Here is a 223-nt window from a genome sequence, read left to right on the forward strand (position 1 = left end):
CCAGCTCCTCGGGCGAGATATCCGTGAAGAGCTTGGCCCAGGTCTCCTTGTCGAGATTCGCCTGAACATGCTGGGCATCGATGCCCGGATACCAGTTGAAGCGCTTGACGAGTCCCTCGGCCTGCACCTTCGGGCTCGTGGCGAGGGCCACGAATTTCTCGGCGAGCTCCTTGTTCGCGCTCTTGGCCGGCACGACGTAGTGCATCGGCTGGCCGGGCATGCC

Annotated in this window: 1 pseudogene; it reads right to left on the reverse strand. The window is 63.7% G+C overall.

The window, feature by feature from the left end:
• Window positions 1–223, reverse strand: a pseudogene (locus E4K09_RS24030) (extracellular solute-binding protein); the annotation flags it as partial.

Origin of the sequence: Microvirga pakistanensis, assembly GCF_004458765.1 — a bacterium.
Classification (GTDB): Bacteria; Pseudomonadota; Alphaproteobacteria; order Rhizobiales; family Beijerinckiaceae; genus Microvirga; species Microvirga pakistanensis.